Genomic DNA, 18583 nt, shown 5'->3' on the forward strand with positions numbered 1-18583 from the left:
TTTATTTTATTTCATTATAAATAAAAGTACCCTATAAGAGAGACCTTTTTTCAAGTGTCTTTCTTATAGGGTACATTTTACTGATTGATGTTCCTTTTTATTATTCTGGTGTTTCAGTCGGGTCAGTCGGTACAGTAGGAGCTTCTATTTCGCCATTACCATCCTCACTGACGTCTTCTCCGCCATTATCCCCGTTGTTTTCACCATCTTCTCCTGGTCCAAACCAGTCATCTAAATTACCATCGTCTCCGTTACCATTACCATTACCGTTACCATTACCATTCCCGTTACCATTCCCATTTCCACTACCATTCCCGTTGTTTTCATTTCCATCCCCGTTATTTCCATTATTCGGGTTTTCTGGTTTTTCAACTTCCGGTTCTTCTATTTTATTTTCAATGAAAATTGAAACGGTTGCTGGTTCACTTCGGATATCATCAGAAACGGCGACTACAGAGAATGTGTAATTACGTCCAGGTTCGATATTCGGAATTTGTAATTGTTTATCGGACGTTGTATTCACGACTACAGGTTGTTCTTGATCAACAGTCATCGATACTTCAAAGGAAACATCCAAATCTTCATTCCCTTTAGGCGCTTTAAAGTCCCAAGTTAAGTCAACAGTACTTCCTTCTTCATTGTACTTCGCTTGTAATTTAGTAGGGGCATCTAATTCAATCTCTTCGTATTTCTCTGATACTTGAGATGGTTCAGTCCCTTTAACAAACAATTCTGTTCTTCGTAATTCATTTGGTGTATATTCACTTGCTAATTGTAATGGATTTGTTCCGACTTCAATTGTTGCTTCTACAACAGAATTTGGCTTTTTAAAGTCTGATGTTTCAACATCATCAGATATTTGGCTCATAATTGATTTAAACAATCTTTGTGGTAAACGACGTTCATCCCAAGTAGTAATCGGTTCGGAACGTTGAGAGTAACCACTCCAAATGGCTATTGAATAATTTGTTGTATAGCCTGCAAACCATGAATCAGGTACACTGCTACTTGGTAAATTGAATTTATCAAAGTCTTCAGGGGAGTAATTGGTTGTACCCGTTTTACCTGCAATATCTAATCCAGGTACTGCAGCAGCGGAACCTGAAGCTCCCGGTTTATCACTTAAGACATCGCGTAAAATATCTGTTACCATATAGGCTGTATAGTCGCTCATCGCCACTTCTGGTTGTGATTTATAAGATTTTTTTGAACCGTCACGGTACTCAACTTCTTTAATCGTAGTTGGTTCGTTATAAATACCATTATTACCAAATGCAGCATAGGCAGCAGCCATTTGGATAGGGGACATATAAATCGCTCCGCCACCAATTGCATCAGACTCATATACATCTTCAGTTTCGATACCTAATTTACTAATAAATTCTTTTGCTGCATCTGTTCCAACCTCTTGTAATGTTTTAACGGCTGGTACGTTACGTGATTGGTATAATGCTTCACGTACGGTCATTGTGCCCAAATATTTATTATCCCAGTTCGTAATGACTTTATCTGAATTAGAATAAGTCATTTTTTCATCCACAATCGTTTGACCAGTTGACCATTTTAAGTTTTCAATGGCAGGACCGTAATCAAGTAAAGGTTTCATTGTTGAACCTGGTTGACGATCTTTTAAATCATCTGCATAGTTCCAACCTCTCTCTGCTCCGTAATTTCTTCCGCCACCAATTGCACGAATCTCACCCGTTTTTGTATCAATAACAGATACACCAGATTGAATATCCTCAGTAGGGAAGTTTTCAGAATCGTTCATAATATTTTCTACAACCGATTGAGCATTAGGGTCAAGAGTAGTATAAACTTTTATTCCTTCAGCTAATGCTTCTCCATCTCCGTTTTCTTCAAGTTCTTCTAATACAACATCTAAGAAGGCATCATATTTTGTGCCTGTTACAGTTTGACGTTCTTCTTCCGGTAAAACGCGGGAAGCAATTTCAACTTTTTTCGCTTCAGCAGCTTGTTCTTCTGTAATTTTTTCGTGTTGAACCATTAAATCAAGTACTAAATCCCGTCGTGCTTTCGCTCGGTCAGGATTTTTGAATGGATTATAATTGTTCGGACTTTGAGGGATACCTGCAAGTAAAGCCATTTCATCCAATTCTAATTCATCTAATTCTTTACCAAAGAAATATTCAGCAGCAGTTCCAAATCCATAAACCCTTCCAGACATAAGTACTTTGTTAAAGTACATTTCAAAAATCTCTTCTTTTGAATAATGTTTTTCTAGTTGAATCGCAAGCCATGCTTCCTGTGCTTTACGTTTTAACTTTTTGTCATTACTTAAAAATGAATTTTTTACAACTTGTTGGGTAATCGTACTTGCCCCTTGTGCACCGAAACCTTGCGTAACGTTTGCAATGACGGCACTACCTAAACGCCATATATCAAGACCGAAATGGTCAAAGAATCGTGAGTCTTCGGTTGCTAAAATAGCGTCAATCATTTCTTGAGGAATATCATCGTATTCTACATATTTACGGTCTTCTGCACCAATTTTTGCAAATAGCTCACCATTCTTATCATAAAACTCGGAAGAAATCGGATCTTTTAAAAGTTCTTCATCCAACTCGGGAGCTGAACTAGCATAATAGGCAAATAACCCAGCACCACCTAATAATCCGACAACACCAATGATAAGAATTGTAATGATAATTCGTTTTATCCAAGAACTTGCTGGTTTTTTTTGTTTTTTCTTTTGTAGTTCGCGTTCTCGTTTTAACTCTTCACGAGTGCGTCTTTTCTCAGTCAAAATAATCTCCTCGCTTTAACAATCTATTATTCTTCGTTTGTAATCAGTTTTTTTATTGCGGATAAGTAATCTATTCGTGGATTATATCCAGGCCTAATTTCAATAGTTTGTGTTTCGAATATTGATAATGGTATAGATTTTCTCCCACCTTTTTCCATTTGCCTCCAAGCATCATGAAGTACAGAAAAAGGAACCACGAAATAACGATCTAAAGTTGAAAATTTTACGATAGTAAAGGCAATTCCTTTTTGATTTGTCACATCTTTCATATGCAGAACTTGATGTTGATGGACGTTTTTTAAAGGAAAGGACGTTTTACTCTCGGTTTCCTTCGCTTCAAAATCTATATAATATCCGTTCCAAACACCGTTGTAATCAGTTGTAGATGGCGTTCGAAAGTAGGCTTCACGAATAACTGCTGCACTCCGTGACGGGTACTCTACTTTGACGATTTGAACCGGAACAGGTTTCTTATGAATGATTGCAATTTGTTGATTTAAATAGTAGGTATTCGTTTCATTAATTTCATCTTCAAGAGTTTTTCCGCGATTACTAAATGAAAGCTCCTTTTTTTTAACTGGTTTTGCCGGTTTCGAAAGGGGTTCACTCGGCTGATATAGTTTGCCATTTGGATAATGTATCACGAAAAGCACTCCTTTTTGAAAGATCATTTCTACCAACAAGTTTAACATAATTTTATCAAAGTTAAGCTAAGTACCTCTTCTATTAGGATAGACTATCGGAGGTAACTATAATCAATATATGACTAGACTTTTACTATTATATGAAATAGTTTATGGAGAAATAGATGCTAAATAAATTTACGATAAAGTTTAAGAGAAACTTTATATCGAAAAATATGTTGTTTTAGCAACCTATGTCTAGTTTTGACAAGTGGAAAGGGTTTTGAATGCTTTCAATGAATTCTATTTGTCAAAGGAGGAATGACAATGAATAGAATTCAACTACTCATTTCGCAAATTGACTACATCGACCAAATGATGACAGCTAAAATTGAAAACGAACGGGCATACATTCATAACCAATTTTTCTCTCAACTAGGAAGCACTTATCAAAAAGTAAGCTTAGCAGAAAAGCATTATCATGTAAAGAATACTTGTTCCCCTATTGCTAGAGAATTAGCTTAGTTTTTGGTACACTTAAGAAACAAAATAGGAATCTTAAGAGGGTACTAAAAATGGAATTAATCGAACAAACGAAACAGTTAATATACGAGTGTGATGCGTCAATAAACCGTTTTTATAAACAGCGGGAACTTGACGCAACACCTCAATTTTTTGAAGAAGTAAAACCTTTTGCAGATAACATACAATCTTTATTAATAGAGTGGCAACAAAATGCGTTAAATTGGATTAAAGAAAACAGACCGAAATATATGCATGAGTCGCAAATACAAAACGTTGTCGATGCAATGAATCAATTTGTCGTACAATCTTTTTATAAGGAGACAAGTAAAAAACGATTTATCCAGTCTGTCCAATCCGTCCATTACACGTTATCTTTCTTTTTACGTTATTTAGAAGGGGAGAGTGAAAAGGATGTTTAGTAAAAAACGGACGATCGATGATTTATTAATCGAATGGCAATATGACGAACAATTAAAACAAAATATCGTCCATTGGCAAACAATTGAAGCAACTCCGGCACGTTATTCCAAATTTCCGAACGAACTTCATCCCTCTATAAAAAAAGCATTAAATAAAAGAGGAATAGAGCAATTATATACTCACCAGCGGGAAGCCTTTGATTATGCAGTCAATGGTAAATCCTTTACTGCTGTTACACCAACTGCCTCTGGAAAATCACTTTGCTATCATTTACCAGTTTTGCAAAAAATTTTAGAAGATCAATCGAGTAGGGCCATTTATTTATTTCCTACAAAGGCATTAGCTCAAGATCAGAAGGCCGATTTAAATGATTTAATCGAGGATATGGAAGAGGAAATTTTAAGTTATACGTACGATGGTGATACAGCACCTGCAATTCGACAAAAAATTAGAAAAGCAGGCCATATTGTTATGACAAACCCTGATATGTTACATTCGGGAATTTTACCCCATCATACGAAATGGGTCTCCTTATTTGAAAACTTAAAGTATATTGTCATTGATGAGTTACATACATATAAAGGGGTATTTGGAAGTCATGTAGCCCATGTTATCCGACGTTTAAAACGTATTTGTGCTTTTTATGGAAGTGACCCAATTTTTATTTGTACATCCGCTACGATTAAAAATCCGAAAGAATTGGCTGAAAAATTAACAAATACCAATCATGAACTAATCGCCAAATCTGGTGCACCAGTCGGTAAAAAAACATTTTTATTTTATAATCCTCCAATTGTGCATCCGACCTTTGGTGTTAGACGAAGCAGTGTATTAGAAGTCCGTGATTTGGCGACCAGATTATTTGAAGCAGGTATTCAAACAATTGTTTTTGCCAAATCCAGAGTTCGAGTCGAAATGCTCGTAACTTATTTAAAAAGTTTAACGAAAAATAAAATTCAAGATGAATCTATTCGCGGCTATCGTGGAGGCTATTTACCAACGGAACGCAGGGCGATTGAAAAAGGATTAAGGGACGGTACAATCCAAATTGTAGTAAGTACAAATGCATTGGAATTGGGGGTAGATATCGGACAATTACAAGCATGTATTATGACAGGCTATCCGGGTAACATCGCTAGTGCGTGGCAACAAGCTGGACGGGCAGGGCGTAGACAAGATTCGGCTTTAATTATTTATGTGGCAAATTCCACTGCATTAGACCAATATGTCGTAAACAACCCTACCTATCTATTAGGTAGTTCACCAGAAGAGGCGTTAATAAATCCAGATAATATTCTTATTTTAATGGATCATTTAAAATGTGCCGCTTTTGAATTACCATTTTCTATTACAGATAGCTACGGGGAATTTGAAGTACAAGAATTACTTGAGTTTTTACAAGATGAAGGTGTATTAGTGAAAACTAGTTCAAACTGGTATTGGATGAGTGAACGTTTCCCAGCCCATGAAATTAGTTTGCGCTCTGCTTCCCAAGAAAATGTAGTCATTATTGATCAAACGGTGCCAGCAGGAACGAAGGTTATCGGTGAAATGGATACGTATAGCGCTATGACCCTTCTACATGAAGAAGCAATCTATCTTCACCAAGGAACACAATTCCAGGTAGAAATGCTCGACTGGGAAGAGAAAAAAGCCTATGTTCGTGAAGTAGATGTGGATTACTTTACTGATGCGAATTTAGCTGTTGAGTTAAAAGTTTTAAATGAAGATAAAACAAGTCAGCATAAAACCGCGTCAGTTAGTTATGGAGATATTAGTTTACTAGCGATTCCAACAATCTTTAAAAAAATCCGTTTCCAAACCCACGAAAATATTGGCTCAGGGAAAATTCATATTCCACCCCTTGAGATGCATACAAATGCTACGTGGCTGTCCTTTAACTTACCAGAAAATTGGTCAGAGGAAATGTTAACGGATGCTTTAACTGGCGCTAGTTATGCAATTGGGTCTTTTATTCCTCTGTATATTCAGTGCGATCGGAACGATTTAACGGTTGTACCTCAAGTGAAATCCGTTCATAATGATAAACCTACACTATTTATCTATGATAGTTATCCTGGAGGCATCGGGTTAAGCGAAAGGGTGTACGACATTTTAGTACCGATAATTGAGCAAACGATTGGTCATGTGCAAAATTGTCCTTGTCAAAACGGATGTCCTTCTTGTATTGGCGCACAAGATAGCTTTAGTGAAAGTAAACAAAAAGTCATCAAAATACTATCAATTTTATTAAATGAAATAGGATGAGCTCCATGTCATACGAAAATAAAATGATGCAATTAAAACAAATGCTTGGGAAAAAGAAAGAACAGCCTAAAAATAAACCTACTTTTCAAAAACCAGAAAAACCTTTCTATATAAATGAATGGCAAAAAGCTGGACTTGCATTAGTTGAAAATGATTTTGGCGTTTTATTTAAAAGGGAAGTGACGTATCCCTTTACGTTTCAACACGGTTTTTATAAGTTAGGCTTATTTTTTGATGCTGTTGAAAAATGGCAGAAGGCGACTGTTGAACATCCTTATGCTATTCATATAGATGAACCAGTCCTATTTTTTGATACAGAAACGACGGGTTTAAAAGGGGTAGGGACAAACATATTCTTATTAGGCTTATTAAGTGTAGAAGAGGATCAATTTGTCCTTACCCAGTATGTATTAGCAGATCCTGCAAATGAAGCAGCGTTTTTATTCGAATCTAAATTTTGGCAACAGTCAAAAACGATTGTATCTTATAATGGGAAAAGTTTTGATTGGCCCCAATTAGAAACAAGATGGACATTAAACCAAAATGTTTTACCGAAATTACGAAATCCTCGACAAATCGATTTATTACACAGTTCGAAACGAATATGGAAAAATAATTTGGAAAGAATGAAATTAACAAAAGTCGAGGAAGAAAAACTCGGATTTAGAAGAAATGGTGACATTCCGGGATTTTTAGCACCGATTATTTATACAGACGCTATCAAAAGCGGAAATGCATCTGCTTTAATGAAGGTACTATATCACAATGAATGGGACCTTTTATCTTTAGTGACACTCTATATCCATTCCACAAACCTATTGCTTGAAGGAGAATGGGAAGAGTCTGCTACTACGTATACAAACATAGGAAAATGGTATGGTGATTTAAAACAACCTATACAAAGTGAACAAGTGTTAACGACTGTAACGGAAAATTATCAAACAGAAGAGGCTGGTCTTGCCCATTATTATTTAGCCTTTCAACAAAAGCGCAATGGAATGGTTGAAGAGGCTATCAAGTCTTTTCAAAATGCACTTTCATTTGTTAACAATAGAGAAAAGCTAAAAGTATTGGAGCAACTTGCCATTTTATATGAACATCAATTAAAAGAATACGAACGGGCATTACATTACACAAATGAAGGATTGCAACTTTTAGAGAGCCAATCTTTTATAAAAAAGGATCAACAAATGAAGTATGTCATCAATTGGACAAGAAGATTGCAAAGGGTTGAAAAGAAACTAAAAAGTAAATTATAATAGAACATTATTTGAATGTCCTTTAACATTGTTGGTTATAAACAATGTACAAGCAATTATGGGAATAATGGGGAGTTATTTCCTGAATATTTTAAAAATAATTTCCCGGGTAAGCGCATAATCTGACATTTTTCTTCTATGGTATACTTCTATCAAATTTTTTCAAAAAGTTACCGTTAATTTTGTTAAAACAGTTTCTTTGAATCCCTTTTATTATATTCATATGATATAATTGAATCATGTACCGTATCGGATGGAAGGGCGATGTGAATGGAAATTAAATTAAATTCAAAAATAATATTAGAAAAAGAATTTAAAAAGGCGATGAAAGGTTATAGTGTTGACCAAGTCGATCAATTTTTAGATCAAATTATGGAAGATTATGACGTATTTGAAAAGGTTGTAGAAGAACTAGAAGAGCTTCGTGCTGAAAATAGACGTTTAAAAGAAGAACTTGAAAACAGTGCATCTCGCCGATCACAAGTTCAACCACCAGCAGGAAATACAAATTTTGATATTTTAAAACGTCTTTCAAATTTAGAAAAGCATGTGTTTGGCAGTAAGTTGTACGAATAAATTTACTAAACATCTTGTTTTTGTGATAATTTTTTAGTATAATTCTTTTATCATAGTCAAATTCGAGTAATCGCTGCAATGTTAAATTGTAGAGGAAAGTCCATGCTCACACGGCTCTGAGATGACCGTAGTGTTCGTGCTTACTGAAAAAATAAGGTAAGGCAAGCTATAGCTTGACGGCGGAAGGAAAACCTAAGTCTTATGATATGGTTGACACTTCCTGAAAGTGCCACAGTGACGTAGCTTTATTGGAAACAATAAAGGTGGAACGAGGTAAACCCCACGAGTGAGAAACCCAAATTATGGTAGGGGCACTCTCCTGAAGGAAATGAACAGATGGAGGGACGAAAGAGTATTCTTTCGTAGATAGATGATTACTACCCGATTCGTACGAGGCTTCGGCTGTTTGAGTACCCGGGAACAAAACATGGCTTATGAATTTCTATGATAACTATTCAATTTAAATGCGAAATGATAGAAATTTAAGAAATACTTGTTCAAAAATCACCTTGAAATTGATTATTTGAACAAGTATTCATTATGTATTTAAGAGTTTTTACTCACATAAGAGGCTCTCCATCCTATTGGAGAGCTTTTCTTTTAGTGTATGGGAGAGTAAAATTTAGGGTAATATGCTAATGGTATCGTTTAAATACATAAAATGGAATTTGATTTTTCCAATACGTATTACATTATCGGTCCCAAAAGTTAATAAATAACGTAATTTTCTCATTTAAGAATATCCTTTTATTCTGAAGGTGAGGTTGGCATATAATAAGATGTTTTAACTAAAAGAATTACAATTTACGTGAACTTTTTTCACAACCGTAATAACAACACCAAGGAGAAATTGTAGAATGACAAAATTTCAATTAGTAGCGACTGCGGCAATGGGGTTAGAATCGATTGTTGCCCAAGAAGTTCAAGATTTAGGCTATGAAACACGTGTGGAAAATGGAAAAGTATATTTTGAAGGCGATGAAACCGCCATTGCTCGATGTAATCTTTGGTTACGTGTAGCAGACCGTGTGAAAATTGTAGTAGCAGAATTCCCAGCCCACACATTTGATCAATTATTTGAGAATACAAAAGCAATTGAATGGGAGAAATTTTTACCTGTTGATGCGGCATTCCCAGTATCAGGTAAGTCGGTCAAATCGAAATTATTTAGCGTTCCGGATTGCCAATCGATCGTGAAAAAAGCAATTGTCGAACGAATGAAATTTCATTATAAACGATTGGGCTTTTTAGATGAGTCGGGAGCGACATATAAAATTGAAGTTTCTATTTTGAAAGATGTAGCTACTTTAACGATTGATACATCGGGAGCTGGCCTACATAAACGTGGCTATAGACAATCCCAAGGGGAAGCGCCGTTAAAAGAAACGTTAGCTGCTGCCCTTGTGAAAATTTCCAGATGGAGTCCAAGTAGACCTTTTGTTGATCTATTTTGTGGTTCCGGTACAATTCCGTTGGAAGCTGCGATGATTGGGCAAAATATTGCACCTGGTTATAATCGTGAATTCATTTCAGAAGAATGGAATTGGATGAAAGAAAAAATATGGGAAGATGCTCGAAATGAGGCGGACGATTTAGCAAACTACGATCAACCTCTCGAAATTATTGGTTCGGATATTGATCATCGCATGGTAACGATTGCGCAAAGTAATGCGCTTGAGGCAGGCTTTGGTGATTTAATTACGTTTAAACAAATGCAGGCAACGGATTTTACAACAAAACTGTTAGATGGCGTTATTATTTCCAATCCACCGTATGGGGAACGTATTGGAGAAAAGGAAGAAATTGAAAACGTTATTCGTACATTAGGACAAATAATGAAAAACTATCCAACTTGGTCCGTATATATGCTTTCCTCAATGGAAAATTTTGAAGAGCTTTATGGCAAGAAGGCTACAAAAAAACGTAAATTATTTAATGGATTTATTCGTACGGATTTATATCAATACTGGGGTCAAAAGTCAAAACGTGATAATATTTAAAGTAAATTAAATTGGAAATTGAACGGAAGGAGAAATACTCCTTCCGTTTCCATGTCTTTATAATAGACGTGAGTATGAAGGAGATAAAAGAATGAGACAGTCTTTACCGTTTGAATTATCAAAAGATCGTTCCTTTTTCGACTCCCTTGGAGATTGGATGGGAGATGTTTTATATGATGAATTGCCTGAAAAAGGATTTGAATGTCGTGATGAACAAATTTTTATGGCATATCAAATTGAACAGGCATTAAAAGAAAAAAATGTTTTATTCGCAGAAGCCGGTGTTGGTACTGGTAAAACGATTGCCTATCTATTACCGGCAATTTCCTACGCCCGTTATACTGGTCGTCCAGCATTAATTGCGTGTGCAGATGAAACTTTAATTGACCAGCTTGTTAAAGAGGGTGGAGATATTTATAAATTAACCGAACACCTCGGTTTAACGATTGATGTTCGGTTAGCAAAGTCTCGCAATCAATATTTATGTTTAAAAAGATTTGAAGAGACTGAAAAAGTAGTAACAGAAGAATGGATCGATGATATTGCCATGTCTATTCCTGATGGTGTGTATGCCCAAGGTTCTATGTTAACGGTGAGTCCCTTTGGGGCGAGAAGTGACTATCCATCGGTTAGTGATGAAGATTGGCAAAAGGTTAATTATAACTCAATTATGCAATGTTCAGTTTGCGACATGAGAAACCGATGCGGTCAAACTTTACACCGAGCCCATTATCGTGAATCTAGTGATTTAATTATTTGTTCTCAAGATTTTCTAATGGAACATTTAGCAACGAAAGAATCACGGGAACGGGAAGGTCAATTACCATTGCTACCTGAAGTATCGATGATCGTTTTAGATGAGGGACATTTATTAGAATATGCAGCTCAAAATGCAATGACGGTTAAAGTACAAAGTTATACGATTGTCAACTTATTGGAACGTTTGATGGTAGATGGTGTTCGTGAAAAAACTTTATATGCAATGGAGAAATTACAAGATGATCACGAATTATTTTTCGATCAATTACGAGACGATGTAGTACCATCAGAAGAGGACAGAAAATCAATTCGAAAGTCAGAACGTTTACTTCAACTAGGGAAACAATTAATCGTTGATGTTGAAAAATTATTAGAAGAGTTTGTATTTGAATCTGAATTATATATGATTCCAGAATACGAATTAAATATGGCTGAAGAATTTCTAGAACAATATGAAGCAGCAATCCGTATTTTTATTGCTCAAGGAGATGCGGTCGATTGGTTAGAGGAAACCGATGGGGAAGAAACATTAGTCATCATGCCTCGTTTAATAACAGATGTTCTGGAAGAGAAATTATTCTCTAAAAAAATACCGATTGTTTTCTCATCGGCTACTTTATCGGTAAATAAAGATTTCTCTTATATTGCGTATAGCTTAGGCATTAAAAAATATCAATCCTTTAGCGTGCCTTCTCCATTTGATTATGAAGAAGTGATGAAAGTATATTTACATGACTTGAAGCAAGAGGAGAAAGTATCGAAAGTTGAAAAGTTATTACAGGATGGACAAAAGACATTAATATTATTTAAATCAAAACAGTCAATGTTGTCCTTTAAGTCGAAATTATCTATGATGACAAAGTTAACAGTTGCCTTTGAAGGTGATCGGGAATTATCGGCTATTATTCGTGATTTCCAAGAGGGAACAGTAAAAACATTATGTTCATACCATTTATGGGAAGGGTTAGATTTACCAGAGGAAGCATTAACCCGTGTGATTATATTTGATTTACCATTCCCACCTCAAGATCCATTATTTGATGCGAAACGTGCCTTTGCCGAAAATCCTTTCGAAGAAGTGGAATTACCATTTATGCAATTACGACTCCAACAAGGAATTGGAAGATTGATTCGTACATCTAATGACTATGGTGATATTCACCTATTATTGAACGAAGAGGAGAGTATATATCGTTCAGAGTTTATAAACATTTTACCAGTAAATCCGATGTGAAAGTTTAAAAGCAAAAGTTCCATTATGGGACTTTTGCTTTTTTCATAGAAAAGGTTCTTCTTTATGCTATAAATTAGGACATCGTTTTTTTAATTCAGAAACGAAACGTTTTTTATCTGTAGGTGAAATTTTAACGCTCCCTAAAATACCTTTTTTATAAAAGATCTCAAGGCTATCTTTTGATGCCAACACCCGATAACCTGTAAAGATTTCTGTTGTCTCTGTTAGTTTTGTTATGTCTTCATAAGGGATACAAGTTTTAAAAAGTCCGCCTTTTACGAGTAACGTATCTGGATTAAAAATGTATTTAATAGAAAAGGACGTCCATAAAATAAAGGCAATAGATAAGAAACATAAAGAGAGGACAATGATTACATCTACTAACGTTTTGTCATTATCTAAAATGAGAGGAATTAACAAGACAGCCATTATGATAAATAACGTAATGGATATAACAACAACAAAAAAGTTATCTACTTTCGAACGAAACTCCATCCTATTACCTCCTTAACATTTATACGGAAGGAAAAAGGGAAAGTTTCACTCTAAAAAGGAGTTTATGACGAAATTTCACATAATTGAACTACTGTTGAAAGGAAAATTGTTAAAATTTTTATGACCTATGAATACATTTATTTGTCGTTTAATAAGATAAAAAGGCGAAGGATTTTTATTTTCAATTAAAACAACAACAAGAATGACTCCTTAAATCAATCTCTTAAAAAGTCATCCTTTTTGTTGTTTTAATAAAGAATGGAACAATCTATTACTCTTCGTCGATCGTAAATAGAATGGTAAGGGGACCGATATTTTCTAACATGGCAGGTAATTTAAATGCTTTTTCAAATCCACATAGTTTAGTTGTACCGACCATAACCGTTGGTGGTGTAATATCAACATTTAATGATTGTTGACCAACATGGGTACAAAGGTTTCCGGCAAACATATTTCCAAACTCTCCTGTAAAAGACTCTAACATTTCTCCTTCGATTGGAATTCCAAACATTTTAGTACCAATAGCGCTGATGGTGGATGAACTGCTATTAATAACAAGTCTTCCTTTAATATCTCCAATCAGACCGATTAAAACGCCCATTTCTTCTTGTATGTATGGTTGATTTAATACAGAAGGGGGTTGAATATTCATTTCCATTGGTAGAATCGTTTTTAATGAATGAATGGATCCATTTAAAACGGTTTGTATATGTTTTGAATTATTCAATAAAATCATCCATCCTTTTTTCTATTTTTCCCTATCTTACCATTGTTCTAGTATAATAGTATATGAAAATTATTATAATTTACATTCTTTTTAAGTCGGAAGTAGTATGAACTTGACGTTTTTACAAAATTTTTATTATAATTAGTGAAAATGATTCTCATTATAGGAGGTAGGAAAGAGTGGTTTATTTATTTGTTGCAGCAACAATTGTCATTTATGTTGGAGTTGGTACTTATGTACTAAAAAGAACGATTAAATCATAAAACATTCTTTTTTACCTATTAATTCCCCAACAATCATCATTATTTTTTAATTCCTTCCCTTTTATGTCAAAAAAATTCCCTTTCTGTTCATTTCTTTAGCGAATTTTGTCTTTTTTATTATGATAGTATATAATTGTGACAAAAATGAGACAAAGGGGCATTTATTTGCATGAGTTCTTTTGATGAAAAAATTGAAAATTTATTACAGCAATCCGCTGTACAATACATAATTTATAAAAAAAATGAAGATACAGAACGGATGGAAAAACTTCATTTATTCGCCCGTAAACTGTTACAAAAGGAATATGTTATTGGATTTGCTGGTCATTTTTCAGCAGGGAAATCCAGTATGATCAATGCGTTATCAGGTGAAGACATATTAGCAGCAAGTCCTATTCCTACTAGTGCAAATATCGTCAAAGTGCATAAATCGGAAGAAGATTATGCCATTGTATATATGCATCATGAAAAACCGGTGAAATTTGAAGCAGGTTATGACTTTAAAACGGTTAAAGAGTTAAGTAAAAACGGTGAGCTCGTATCCCAAATTGAAATTGGCCATCGTGATTCCACATTACCTTTAGGGGTCACTGTAATGGACACCCCAGGAGTCGACTCTACCGATGATGCCCATGCCATGTCGACAGAGTCAGCACTCCATATTGCCGATGTCGTTTTCTATACGATGGATTATAACCATGTTCAATCCGAGTTGAATTTCCAATTTACAAAGCAATTAATGAAATACAATCCAAATGTATATTTAATTGTTAACCAAATAGATAAACATAAAGATTATGAACTTTCCTTTGAAGACTTTAAACAGTCCGTTCATCAATCCTTTGCAGCGTGGGGCGTTGAACCTAAAGGGATCTTTTTCACTTCATTGCGGGATTTTGAACATCCTCATAACGATTTTGAAACGGTGAAAAAAATCGTGATAGATTCGATGAAAGATTGGAAAGAACAGTTGATTGTTACCGCGGAAAATACTTTATTAAAATTACAAAATGAACATATCTATTATTTAGAGGAAGAAAAACAACAGTTATTGACCGAATCTGAAAATGTTTTAAGTGATGAAGAATGGGAAAATCATCAGGATATTTTGGAACAATACGAAAAATTAAAGCTTCAAACAGAATTATTTTCCATTGAAAATTGGAACGAATCCTTTAAAGAGAAAAGTAAAGAATTACTTTCGAATGCGGCTATTATCCCAGCTGACTTCCGCGAGAAATTACGGTTGTATCTTGAAAGTACTCAACAAGGATTTAAAGTGGGTGGTCTATTTTCTGCCAAGAAGAAAACGGAAGAAGAACGAAATCGCCGAATTCAAGACGTATACGAGCAATATAAAGTCATTTTACAATCCCAAATTATTGGCCATTTAAAAAATTTAATGAAACAATCATTAAAAGATGTTGGCGTATTGACAGATGAACGGGCTAGCAACATCGATTCGATGTCCTTTGATGTTCCATTTTCTTTAATTGAACAACAGGTTAAAAAGGATTCGTTAGTAACTGGTGATGCCGTTCTAAACTTTGCTAACCGAGTAGCGGAAGCAACGAAAAGATATTTCATTGAAGCAACGGAAATTTGGAGAGATCAACAAAAGGATGTATTGGCAGATGCCTCTAAACAACTTTCTGCCCCAGTAAAGGCAAAGTTAAAAGTGTTAGAAGAAAAAGTAGAAGCGATTCAATCGATAATAAAAGTTGATGAACAAAAACAGTTTGCTGAAAAAGAAATTAAAACTGCAACGAAAGATACGCGTAATGGAGCATCAAACCAATACAAAGCATGGCAGGAGAGTTATGAGCAGTCATTGAAAGACATTCGACCATTCGATCCTTCAATGCTCGTTGTTAAGGAGTCCAAAACGGAAGAAGAAACGGATTCAGTACAACAAACAGCCCATTATAATGAAAAAAGCGGTGAAGTCATTCAAGCTGCGATTCGAACAGCCAATGCAGTGAAAAAAGTTGACGGCTTTGAAGAAGTTGCTCAATTTTTAATGAAGAAGGTTGAACGTTTAGAGAAAAAGGATTTTACAATCGCCTTATTCGGTGCATTTAGTGCGGGTAAATCGAGTTTCTCCAATGCGTTAATGGGGGCTAAAGTATTACCTGTGTCACCAAATCCAACGACAGCGGCGATTAATAAAATTCGCCCTGTAACGAATGAACATCTTCATGAAACGGCAGATGTTCAATTGAAAACAGCAGAACAGTTACTAGAAGATATCCGTAGTTCTTATGAAGCTATCGGTATGTCGATTCATTCTTTACAAGAAGCATTTGAACGGGCAGAAGAAGGCGTTGCAGTACAATTAACCGATGAACGTCTTAATGTACACAAATCTTTTATCCGTGCTTTTGCCCACGGTTTCAAAACGTACGAATCCCAATTAGGTCAAACTTTACGTGTAGACCGGGAAGAGTTCGAGCGTTTTGTTGCGGAAGAGAGTCGTTCATGCTTTGTTGATAATATTGATTTTTATTATGATAGTCCATTAACTCGTATGGGTGTTACCCTTGTTGATACACCAGGAGCAGACTCGATAAATGCTCGCCATACGGGAGTAGCCTTTGACTATATTCGTAATGCAGATGCTATTTTGTTCATTACGTATTACAATCATGCCTTTGCAAAAGCTGATCGGGAGTTTTTAATTCAATTAGGTCGTGTGAAGGATGCCTTTGAATTAGATAAAATGTTCTTTATTGTAAACGCCATTGATCTTGCTTCTACGAAAGAAGAAGAAGAGGACGTAAAAAATTATGTTAAAACAGAACTTCAACGATTTGGCATTCGATTCCCTAAATTATTTGGTGTTTCAAGTTTACTTGCCTTAAAGGAAAAAGTGGAAGGTACCGATCTCCATTCAGGTATGGAACCGTTTGAAGAATCGTTCCATCACTTCTTAAATGAAGAATTGGCCTCTATTGCGGTACAAGCATTGCACGAGGAAGTTGAAAAAACACAGCAACGACTATTTGACTTAATTGCTCAGACGGAAGAAAATTTAAAGCGAAAAGATGAGCGATTAAAAGAATTAGAAGAGCTGGAACAGCATATAGAAAAAACGTATAGTAGTGCTTCTACTAGCATGTTAAAAAGCGATATGAAGCAAGAGTTGGATGAACTTCTTTACTACGTTATGCAACGCGTTTATTATCGATATCCTGATTTCTTTAGAGAAGCGTACAATCCTTCAGCATTTTCATCTAAACCAGCACAAGCTGCGCTAGAACAAGCGTTAAAGGAGACGATCCATGCTCTAAGATTTGATTTTGCCCAAGAACTACGGGTGACAAATTTCCGTTTAGCCCAATTTATACAAAAACGTATTCAAGAACGATTCAAAGATGAAGTAAGGTCATTAAAAGAGTTAAACCCAAGCTTCTCCTTTATTTCCTTTGAGTCCGAAGAACCAAGTTTGTTAGATTTTAAAGGACCGTTTGACGACGAGAAAAAATATGCATCGGTAAAATCTTACTTTAAAAATGCAAAATCCTTCTTTGAGAAAAATGAGAAGGAACAATTGAAAGCAGCTTTAGAGGAGTTAACGAAACCAGATGCGCAAAGTTACTTAGATTATGAAAAAGAACAAATTTTGCAATGGGCTGCCCAATTAATTGATTTAAAAACGAAGGAATTAAACGATCATTTATTGAAACAAGCGTTAAATCAAATTGAAACAGAACGTCTATTACTACAAGAAGAAAGCCGATTAGCGTCTTGGAAAACGATTTATTCGGAATTACAAAAGACGGAGGTAAAGTAGATGGGGAATGTGTTTATTGATGCTTCAAAGGTTACAAAGGGACGATTTATCGATACGCGTTTTAATTTGCAAGATAAACTTTGGGGGCAAAAGGTGTTTGAACAGGCTCATATAGAGGGGGCGCTTTTCTGGGATTTAGAACGGGATTTATCCGATATGATAAAAACAGAAGGGCGTCATCCGATGCCGTCAAAAGAAAAACTACAAAATTTATTTGAAACATCTGGGTTAAATTATGAAGATACCATTTATGTTTATGACCAAGGCGGTGCTCCCTTTGCTGCCCGGGCATGGTGGATGTTAAAATATGCAAATTTCCCAAATGTTTTTATTGTAAATGGGGGCTATGATGCCTTAATTGAAGCAGGTTGGCAATCATCAGCGGAAGTTTCTGTTTTTCCACCGACGCAGCTTTCAATTACTTGGAACGATTCCATCTATGCAACAAGACAAGATGTGAAAAGGATCGTAGATGGTGTTGACAAAGCGATTCTTTTAGACGCGCGGGCGAGGGTGCGTTATTTAGGCGAAACAGAGACGATTGATAAAGTAGCTGGCCATATTCCGACTGCGAAAAATTTTGACTGGGAACAGTTGAAAGAAGGAACATTCCTTCGTGGGAACGAATTATTACAACAGCAAGTACAAAAGGATGAACAAATTGTAGTTTATTGTGGTTCGGGGGTAACGGCATCACCTTTATATGCCGTGTTAGCTGATTTAGGATACGATGACTTAAAGTTATATGTCGGTAGTTACAGTGACTGGATTACACAATACGATATTGAAACGGGTGACAATAACTAAGTTCTTATTGGACAAATCATCTTTATGAAGCGTTGTACAATTATGTCGCTTATTAAAAAGGAGAAAT

At 35.4% G+C, this 18583-nt stretch carries 13 protein-coding genes and 1 other RNA gene; 10 read left to right on the forward strand and 4 right to left on the reverse strand.

Annotated features, from left to right (window positions below):
• Positions 1 to 100: 100 nt before the first annotated feature.
• Positions 101 to 2767: a penicillin-binding protein 1A gene (locus MHH69_RS07170; RefSeq protein ID WP_122970936.1), complete on the reverse strand. Its 2667-nt coding sequence runs from the start codon at positions 2765 to 2767 to the stop codon at positions 101 to 103.
• Between the two features lie 26 nt (positions 2768 to 2793).
• A complete protein-coding gene (gene recU / locus MHH69_RS07175) occupies positions 2794 to 3438 on the reverse strand; it encodes a Holliday junction resolvase RecU (RefSeq protein WP_122970993.1) in 645 nt (214 codons plus the stop codon).
• A gap of 279 nt (positions 3439 to 3717) precedes the next feature.
• Here recU and MHH69_RS07180 point away from each other — a divergent pair, with 279 nt between their 5' ends.
• The 8 genes from MHH69_RS07180 (at position 3718) to MHH69_RS07215 (ending at position 12431) form a co-directional block, all read left to right on the forward strand.
• Positions 3718 to 3915, forward strand: a complete 198-nt coding sequence (locus MHH69_RS07180; RefSeq protein WP_122970937.1) for an endonuclease — start codon at positions 3718 to 3720, stop codon at positions 3913 to 3915.
• Between the two features lie 50 nt (positions 3916 to 3965).
• On the forward strand, positions 3966 to 4334 hold the full coding sequence (locus MHH69_RS07185) for a YppE family protein (protein WP_122970938.1): 369 nt from the start codon (positions 3966 to 3968) through the stop codon (positions 4332 to 4334).
• Complete coding sequence (locus MHH69_RS07190; protein ID WP_122970939.1) at positions 4327 to 6603, forward strand: DEAD/DEAH box helicase; 2277 nt, start codon at positions 4327 to 4329, stop codon at positions 6601 to 6603. Before MHH69_RS07185 ends, MHH69_RS07190 begins: the two co-directional genes overlap by 8 nt.
• Positions 6604 to 6608: 5 nt before the next feature.
• Positions 6609 to 7862, forward strand: coding sequence for a ribonuclease H-like domain-containing protein (locus MHH69_RS07195; protein WP_341362008.1), 1254 nt, complete (start codon positions 6609 to 6611; stop codon positions 7860 to 7862).
• A 270-nt stretch (positions 7863 to 8132) separates the two neighbouring features.
• Positions 8133 to 8438, forward strand: a complete 306-nt coding sequence (gene gpsB, locus MHH69_RS07200) for a cell division regulator GpsB (protein WP_122970941.1) — start codon at positions 8133 to 8135, stop codon at positions 8436 to 8438.
• Between the two features lie 58 nt (positions 8439 to 8496).
• An RNA gene (gene rnpB, locus MHH69_RS07205) (RNase P RNA component class B) lies at positions 8497 to 8877 on the forward strand.
• A 418-nt stretch (positions 8878 to 9295) separates the two neighbouring features.
• Positions 9296 to 10438, forward strand: coding sequence for a THUMP domain-containing class I SAM-dependent RNA methyltransferase (locus MHH69_RS07210; protein ID WP_341362009.1), 1143 nt, complete (start codon positions 9296 to 9298; stop codon positions 10436 to 10438).
• Between the two features lie 91 nt (positions 10439 to 10529).
• Complete coding sequence (locus MHH69_RS07215; RefSeq protein ID WP_122970943.1) at positions 10530 to 12431, forward strand: ATP-dependent DNA helicase; 1902 nt, start codon at positions 10530 to 10532, stop codon at positions 12429 to 12431.
• A gap of 66 nt (positions 12432 to 12497) precedes the next feature.
• On the opposite strand, the gene MHH69_RS07220 is transcribed toward MHH69_RS07215, so the two are convergent.
• Both MHH69_RS07220 and MHH69_RS07225 read right to left on the reverse strand, forming a co-directional pair.
• On the reverse strand, positions 12498 to 12926 hold the full coding sequence (locus MHH69_RS07220; RefSeq protein ID WP_341362010.1) for a PH domain-containing protein: 429 nt from the start codon (positions 12924 to 12926) through the stop codon (positions 12498 to 12500).
• 271 nt (positions 12927 to 13197) lie between these two features.
• A complete protein-coding gene (locus MHH69_RS07225) occupies positions 13198 to 13653 on the reverse strand; it encodes a chemotaxis protein CheX (RefSeq protein WP_122970945.1) in 456 nt (151 codons plus the stop codon).
• A gap of 432 nt (positions 13654 to 14085) precedes the next feature.
• Between MHH69_RS07225 and MHH69_RS07230 the strand changes: the two genes are divergently transcribed.
• Both MHH69_RS07230 and MHH69_RS07235 read left to right on the forward strand, forming a co-directional pair.
• Positions 14086 to 17709, forward strand: coding sequence for a dynamin family protein (locus MHH69_RS07230; RefSeq protein ID WP_341362011.1), 3624 nt, complete (start codon positions 14086 to 14088; stop codon positions 17707 to 17709).
• Positions 17710 to 18516, forward strand: a complete 807-nt coding sequence (locus MHH69_RS07235) for a sulfurtransferase (RefSeq protein WP_122970947.1) — start codon at positions 17710 to 17712, stop codon at positions 18514 to 18516.
• Positions 18517 to 18583 lie beyond the last annotated feature (67 nt).

Source organism: Ureibacillus sp. FSL E2-3493, from assembly GCF_038077515.1.
Lineage (GTDB): Bacteria > Bacillota > Bacilli > Bacillales_A > Planococcaceae > Ureibacillus > Ureibacillus halotolerans.

What these genes read in the sequence shown, in the direction of transcription:
- recU (WP_122970993.1), bottom strand. Translation starts at nt 3,438, where the DNA reads ATGATCTTTCAAAAAGGAGTGCTTTTCGTGATACATTATCCAAATGGC.
- MHH69_RS07180 (WP_122970937.1), top strand. Translation starts at nt 3,718, where the DNA reads ATGAATAGAATTCAACTACTCATTTCGCAAATTGACTACATCGACCAA.
- MHH69_RS07185 (WP_122970938.1), top strand. Translation starts at nt 3,966, where the DNA reads ATGGAATTAATCGAACAAACGAAACAGTTAATATACGAGTGTGATGCG.
- MHH69_RS07190 (WP_122970939.1), top strand. Translation starts at nt 4,327, where the DNA reads ATGTTTAGTAAAAAACGGACGATCGATGATTTATTAATCGAATGGCAA.
- MHH69_RS07195 (WP_341362008.1), top strand. Translation starts at nt 6,609, where the DNA reads ATGTCATACGAAAATAAAATGATGCAATTAAAACAAATGCTTGGGAAA.
- gpsB (WP_122970941.1), top strand. Translation starts at nt 8,133, where the DNA reads ATGGAAATTAAATTAAATTCAAAAATAATATTAGAAAAAGAATTTAAA.
- MHH69_RS07210 (WP_341362009.1), top strand. Translation starts at nt 9,296, where the DNA reads ATGACAAAATTTCAATTAGTAGCGACTGCGGCAATGGGGTTAGAATCG.
- MHH69_RS07215 (WP_122970943.1), top strand. Translation starts at nt 10,530, where the DNA reads ATGAGACAGTCTTTACCGTTTGAATTATCAAAAGATCGTTCCTTTTTC.
- MHH69_RS07220 (WP_341362010.1), bottom strand. Translation starts at nt 12,926, where the DNA reads ATGGAGTTTCGTTCGAAAGTAGATAACTTTTTTGTTGTTGTTATATCC.
- MHH69_RS07230 (WP_341362011.1), top strand. Translation starts at nt 14,086, where the DNA reads ATGAGTTCTTTTGATGAAAAAATTGAAAATTTATTACAGCAATCCGCT.
- MHH69_RS07235 (WP_122970947.1), top strand. Translation starts at nt 17,710, where the DNA reads ATGGGGAATGTGTTTATTGATGCTTCAAAGGTTACAAAGGGACGATTT.